This window comes from uncultured Thioclava sp., assembly GCF_913064665.1.
Lineage (GTDB): Bacteria > Pseudomonadota > Alphaproteobacteria > Rhodobacterales > Rhodobacteraceae > Thioclava > Thioclava arctica.
Genome location: NZ_CAJYBT010000081.1, coordinates 1 through 5,221, shown reverse-complemented (window position 1 = coordinate 5,221; position 5,221 = coordinate 1). Strand labels below are relative to the sequence as shown.

7 protein-coding genes are annotated in these 5,221 nt (G+C 59.9%); all 7 read right to left on the bottom strand.

Annotation, left to right across the window (positions count from 1 at the left end):
- Window positions 1–257: 257 nt before the first annotated feature.
- The 7 genes from QZ571_RS18205 to QZ571_RS18175 all read right to left on the bottom strand — a co-directional run bounded on the left by QZ571_RS18205 (window position 258) and on the right by QZ571_RS18175 (window position 5,040).
- On the bottom strand, window positions 258–407 hold the full coding sequence (locus QZ571_RS18205) for a hypothetical protein (protein ID WP_295537559.1): 150 nt from the start codon (window positions 405–407) through the stop codon (window positions 258–260).
- A 56-nt stretch (window positions 408–463) separates the two neighbouring features.
- Window positions 464–1,081, bottom strand: coding sequence for a 50S ribosomal protein L9 (rplI, locus tag QZ571_RS18200; RefSeq protein ID WP_295537558.1), 618 nt, complete (start codon window positions 1,079–1,081; stop codon window positions 464–466).
- Between the two features lie 12 nt (window positions 1,082–1,093).
- Window positions 1,094–1,318: a 30S ribosomal protein S18 gene (gene rpsR, locus QZ571_RS18195; RefSeq protein WP_038130090.1), complete on the bottom strand. Its 225-nt coding sequence runs from the start codon at window positions 1,316–1,318 to the stop codon at window positions 1,094–1,096.
- A 21-nt stretch (window positions 1,319–1,339) separates the two neighbouring features.
- On the bottom strand, window positions 1,340–1,693 hold the full coding sequence (gene rpsF, locus QZ571_RS18190) for a 30S ribosomal protein S6 (RefSeq protein WP_295537556.1): 354 nt from the start codon (window positions 1,691–1,693) through the stop codon (window positions 1,340–1,342).
- A 236-nt stretch (window positions 1,694–1,929) separates the two neighbouring features.
- Window positions 1,930–2,208, bottom strand: coding sequence for a hypothetical protein (locus tag QZ571_RS18185; protein WP_295537554.1), 279 nt, complete (start codon window positions 2,206–2,208; stop codon window positions 1,930–1,932).
- 104 nt (window positions 2,209–2,312) lie between these two features.
- A complete protein-coding gene (locus QZ571_RS18180; RefSeq protein ID WP_295537552.1) occupies window positions 2,313–3,311 on the bottom strand; it encodes an LLM class flavin-dependent oxidoreductase in 999 nt (332 codons plus the stop codon).
- Between the two features lie 127 nt (window positions 3,312–3,438).
- Window positions 3,439–5,040, bottom strand: coding sequence for an APC family permease (locus QZ571_RS18175; protein WP_295537550.1), 1,602 nt, complete (start codon window positions 5,038–5,040; stop codon window positions 3,439–3,441).
- Window positions 5,041–5,221: the final 181 nt, after the last annotated feature.

The following is a 5,221-nucleotide window of genomic DNA, read 5'->3' as shown; positions in this document are numbered from 1 at the left end:
AAGAGGTCACCAAGGAAGATCTGCAAAAAGCCATCGAAGCGCTCGACGAACTCTGAGCCATATCGACTGGATTATGCGAAAGGCCGCCCCTCGGGGCGGCCTTTTTGCTTTGGCGTAGGGCGCGGATTTTAAGTATAGACACCAAGCGTTTCGTCATAAACCAGAAGCACCGCGACCCCTTGCCGGATCAGATAGGCGGGCTAGCCAAACACCAGCCCCTCCTGCGCGACGGCCTACAGAACACTGTCCGGGTCGAGTTAGGGCCAATAGCTAAAATCGCCATAACGCTGCACCCTATCCTGCTCCGGCGTGAAATCGGTGACCGCCACTCCGGTCAACACCGCTAAAAAATCAGTGTCGAGAAAATCACCCGTCGCCCCCGGCCAATCAAATTCGGCTCCGCCCATGAAAAAAACCGCGCCCCTGAGGGCGCGGTTTCCGATCAGATCAGGTGATCTAAATCTTAAGCGTCGTCTTCGGGGGTCGCCACGCGGCCACCCTCGTCATCGTCGTTATCGTCATCTGCGGCAGCGCCCATATCGTCGAACAGCTCCGAGATTTCGAACTCAGCCGCCGCATCTTCTTCGGCAGCCATGTCTTGGATCGACTTGCCCGTTGCCTGCAATTCGGCTTCTTCGGCCGAACGCGCGACGTTGAGCGTGATCACAGCCACGACCTCGGGGTGCAGATGCACCTCAAGCTCGTGCAGACCCAGCACCTTGATCGGCTGACGGATGATGACCTGCTTGCGGTCCACCGAGAAGCCCTCTTCGGTTGCGATCGTTGCGGCGTCACGGGTGGTGACGGACCCGTACAGGTTGCCACCATCAGAGGCCGAGCGGATCACGACGAACTGCTGACCATCAAGACGGGCCGACAGCGCTTCTGCCTCGGTTTTGGTTTCAAGGTTGCGTGCCTCAAGCTGTGCCTTGCGCTCCTCAAAGGAGGCAATGTTGCCGGCATTGGCGCGCAGCGCCTTGCCTTGGGGCAGCAGATAATTGCGACCGTAGCCGTCCTTGACGGTCACGACATCGCCCATTTGGCCCAGCTTGGCCACACGTTCCAGAAGGATCACTTCCATTGGTCGGTCTCCTTATTTCACGGCATAGGGCAGCAGCGCGAGGAAGCGCGCGCGCTTGATCGCACGGGCCAGTTCACGTTGCTTTTTCGCCGAAACGGCGGTGATACGGGCGGGCACGATCTTGCCACGCTCGGAAACGTAACGCTGCAAAAGACGGGTGTCTTTATAGTCGATCTTGGGCGCGTTATCGCCCGAGAACGGGCAGACCTTACGGCGACGGAAAAACGGTTTTGCCATGGTGTTGCTCCTATGTCTCGATCAACGGCGCTCGCGACGGGTGTCGCGTTCGTCGCGTTTCTGCATCTGGGCCGAGGGGCCCTCTTCGTGAGCGTCGACCTTGATGGTCAGCACACGCATCACGTCGTCATGCAGACGGGCCAGACGCTCCATTTCCTGCACCGCAGCCGAAGGGGCATCGGTGCGCAGGAAGGCGTAATGGCCTTTGCGGTTTTTGTTGATCTTGTAGGCCATGGTCTTCACGCCCCAATACTCGTGCTCAACGACTTTGCCGCCGTTGTCCGAGAGGACCGTGGAGAAATGTTCGATAAGACCTTCAGCTTGCGTGTTGGACAAGTCCTGACGCGCAATGAGGACATGCTCGTAAAGCGGCATGCGAACTCCTGTTTTCAAGGCGGCTTCATAGATGGGCATATGGCTTCCGCAACCCATCACGAGAGGCTCCGCCGGTTCAATTCAACGCGGAAGATGGGGCCTTATAGGGGAATAGGCGTGGCGCGCAAGGGAAAACCGGGCGCGGGGCCGGGAAACGGGGGCTGTTGGTTCGCGTGGGCGGCGAAAGGCGGCTTCGAGCCCATAGCCGCCATCGTTTCCTCGGATTCCAACCACACTTAGAATCGATTGAAAACGAATGTGTAGACGGAAAATGAACCGGTCACAAATAGGAGGATGACTTCGATGCACGCGAGGCCAAAGAATATCGCACTGAAAACATCCTTCTTTTCTGGAAAGTCGTTCAAGTAGATCAGCATGATCACTTTGATTGCAAACAGCATGTAGATAAGAGCTGTCCCACGAACATCGACGGGGATTGCGGCCAGAACAGCGAGTGAAAGCAGCAGGTTTCCGGCTTGAAACCAGACAAGCTTATTGCGCGTCGAACTTTTCATCTAACTGTCCCTTCGGCCTGCCGAACCGATCATCGCAGCAGCTCGCCAGAACGGCAAGAAAGTCCCGCACCCCCGACACTCCCCGCCTCCTCGCATCGCACCTCTCAACGCGCGCCTGCGTTGATCCGGCCCATCGCTTCAGCCCCGATGGTGAAACTCTCGCGCCGCGCGGCTTGGTCAAAGATATGCCCCGTCAAAATCACCTCATCGGGGCGGTAGCGCGCGATCAGATCGCGTAGCTGCGCCTCGACCTGCCCCGGATCGCCCAGCGCCACGACGCGCAGCGCGGCCTCGGCCATCTTGATCTCAGCATCGCTCGCCACCGTGCTCAGATCGGCCACAGGTGGGGGCAGCGGCCCGGCCATGCCTTTGCGCAGCCGGATGAAGCCTTGCAGCATCGAGGAGCGCAGCAAATGTGCCTCGGCCTCGGTTGGCGCGGCAAACAGGTTCACCGCCAGCATAAATCGAGGCGCGTCGGTCACGCCGGGGCGGAAACGCGCGCGATAGATCTCTACCGCCTCGCCCAGCATATCGGGCGCGAAGTGACTGGCGAACGCGTAAGGCAGCCCCAGATGCGCCGCCAGTTGCGCGCCAAACAGCGACGAGCCCAGCATCCAGACCGGCACATTGGTGCCCATGCCCGGCACCGCGCGCACCCGCTGACCGATCTGTTCGGGGCCAAGAAAGTCCAGCAATTCGACCACATCCTCGGGAAAGTGATCGCCGCCGCCCATCCCGCGCCGCAGCGCCTGCATGGTGGCGGGATCGGTGCCCGGTGCGCGCCCCACGCCCAGATCGATGCGCCCCGGATACAGGGTTTCGAGCGTGCCAAACGCCTCGGCCACCTGCAAGGGCGCGTGATTGGGCAGCATGATCCCCCCCGCACCGACGCGGATGCGCGCAGTCTGACCCGCGACATGGCCGATCACCACCGCCGTTGCGGCACTGGCAATGCCCGTCGAGTTGTGATGCTCGGCCAGCCAGAAGCGGGCATAGCCCAGACCCTCGGCATGCTGCGCCAATGCGACGGTGTTGGTTAATGCATCACGCGGGCTGGACCCTTGCGGGATCGGCGAAAGATCGAGAACGGAAAACGGGATCATCGGGCACTCCTGTCTAAGAGGCCTGATCTAGCGCGGATTGCGCGCGCGCACACCCCGCAGGACGTCACGAAAAAGGCGCGCAAGGCCCCCTGCCCTGCGCGCCCTCCTTTATCTGATTACGATGGGCTTAGTTGCCCGCCTGAATACGCTCCATCAAGGCCCCGGTCTCTTCGGCGGGCAGCGCGGAATTCAGCGCCATCCAGATCACCACCAGCGACCAGATCGCGACAAGCGCCATCCCGGTCCAGAACCCGACCAAGCCAAAGCCATTGCCCGTCGCTCCAAGCGCTGACAGCACCCAAAGCCCGCCAAACCACGCGGCCAGCCAGCCGATATGTTTCCAGCCAAACTCGGCAGCCGATTTCTTTTGCACGACATGAAAGACAAAGGCGTAGATCGCAAAGCCCACGGCCAGCATCCCGAACAGGATCGAGTCGGTGTAAAACCCGGTCCAATAGATCACGAGATTAGAGGCCACAAAAGCCAGCGGTGCCAATACCTCCGCCCCTTTCAGGCGGAAAGCGCGGTCAGCGTCGGGTTGGCTGCGGCGCAACACCATCAGCACGATCGGCCCCAACCCGTAGGTGAGAACGGTGATCGAGCTGATATAGCCCACCAGCAATTGCCATGCCGGGAACGGCAGCAAAAAGAACACACCCGACGCCCACATCACGACAACGGCCAACCACGGCACGCCAAATTTGGTGGTCTTGGTCAAGGATTGCGGTCCGCTATCGGTATCGCCCACCGCGAACAAAATGCGCGACCCACCCGTGACATAGATCAACCCTGTGCCGCCGGGCGACACATAAGCGTCGATATACAGCAGCAAGGCCAGCCACCCCATGCCCAACGTCGCCGCCAAGCCTGCGAACGGCCCGGCAGAGCCAACGAAGTTAAGATGAGACCAGCCGTTTTTCAGATCCCCCGGCGAGAGCGCCATGATAAACGCCACTTGCAGCAAGATATAGACAAACGCCGCCAATAGCACCGATCCAATCACCGCCATCGGAATGTTGCGCCCCGGATTGGCGCTTTCTCCGCCCAGATCAATCGCGGTGCGAAAGCCGAGGAATGAGAACACGATGCCCGCCGCCGGAATGGCCGTGAACATACCTTGCGAGCTATAGGTGCCCACACCGGCCTGCCACACGCCCCAATGGGTCGAGGCTACGATCAGGCCAACCACGGTGATCAGCGGCACCGCGATCTTCCACCATGTCACGGCGTTATTGACCCGCAACAGCGCCTTGATCGCCAGCAGGTTCAGCACCGCCAGCACCGACAGCAGCACGGCCGAGGCCAAGAACCCCATGCCGGTCAGCGTGCCCGAGCCGTCCGCCTTGATGAAATAGGGCAGGTAGTTATTGGCGTAGGTGACGATCCCCTCAGCCTCGACTGCGGGCACGGGCGCGTAGCTGAGAAACAGCATCCAGCCCCAAAGCCTGCCCAACGTCGCGCCGTGGCTGGCATGGCTCATATGCACCAGCGCGCCGGATTTCGAAAACATTGTCGACAGCTCTGCGAAACACAAAGCAATCAACATGATGATTGCCGCCCCGATCACCCAGGACCAAACGCTGAGCGGCCCAGCGATCTTTGAGGCGTGATAGGCCCCAAACAGCCACCCCGATCCAATCATCGAGGTGGTAGAAGCAAAAAGCAAACCCGTGACGCCGGCATCTCGGCGCAGCTTACCCGATCCTGTGACAAATTCTGTTGAAGCCATTTTAGTTCCCCCCTTTTGATGAAACCTTTTTCAAGGGTCATCATAGGGCGCGTGCTGCTTTATCCTTGCAATTACACGGCTTTGTGCAGGTCTGCGATTACGCGTGACGAAACAAAATTGTGAATTCACGGTGAAAAATCGACCCGCAGATCGTTTTTCACAGCGAAAACCGCAGCAATTA

What these genes read in the sequence shown, in the direction of transcription:
- QZ571_RS18205 (WP_295537559.1), bottom strand. Translation starts at nt 407, where the DNA reads ATGGGCGGAGCCGAATTTGATTGGCCGGGGGCGACGGGTGATTTTCTC.
- rplI (WP_295537558.1), bottom strand. Translation starts at nt 1,081, where the DNA reads ATGGAAGTGATCCTTCTGGAACGTGTGGCCAAGCTGGGCCAAATGGGC.
- rpsR (WP_038130090.1), bottom strand. Translation starts at nt 1,318, where the DNA reads ATGGCAAAACCGTTTTTCCGTCGCCGTAAGGTCTGCCCGTTCTCGGGC.
- rpsF (WP_295537556.1), bottom strand. Translation starts at nt 1,693, where the DNA reads ATGCCGCTTTACGAGCATGTCCTCATTGCGCGTCAGGACTTGTCCAAC.
- QZ571_RS18185 (WP_295537554.1), bottom strand. Translation starts at nt 2,208, where the DNA reads ATGAAAAGTTCGACGCGCAATAAGCTTGTCTGGTTTCAAGCCGGAAAC.
- QZ571_RS18180 (WP_295537552.1), bottom strand. Translation starts at nt 3,311, where the DNA reads ATGATCCCGTTTTCCGTTCTCGATCTTTCGCCGATCCCGCAAGGGTCC.
- QZ571_RS18175 (WP_295537550.1), bottom strand. Translation starts at nt 5,040, where the DNA reads ATGGCTTCAACAGAATTTGTCACAGGATCGGGTAAGCTGCGCCGAGAT.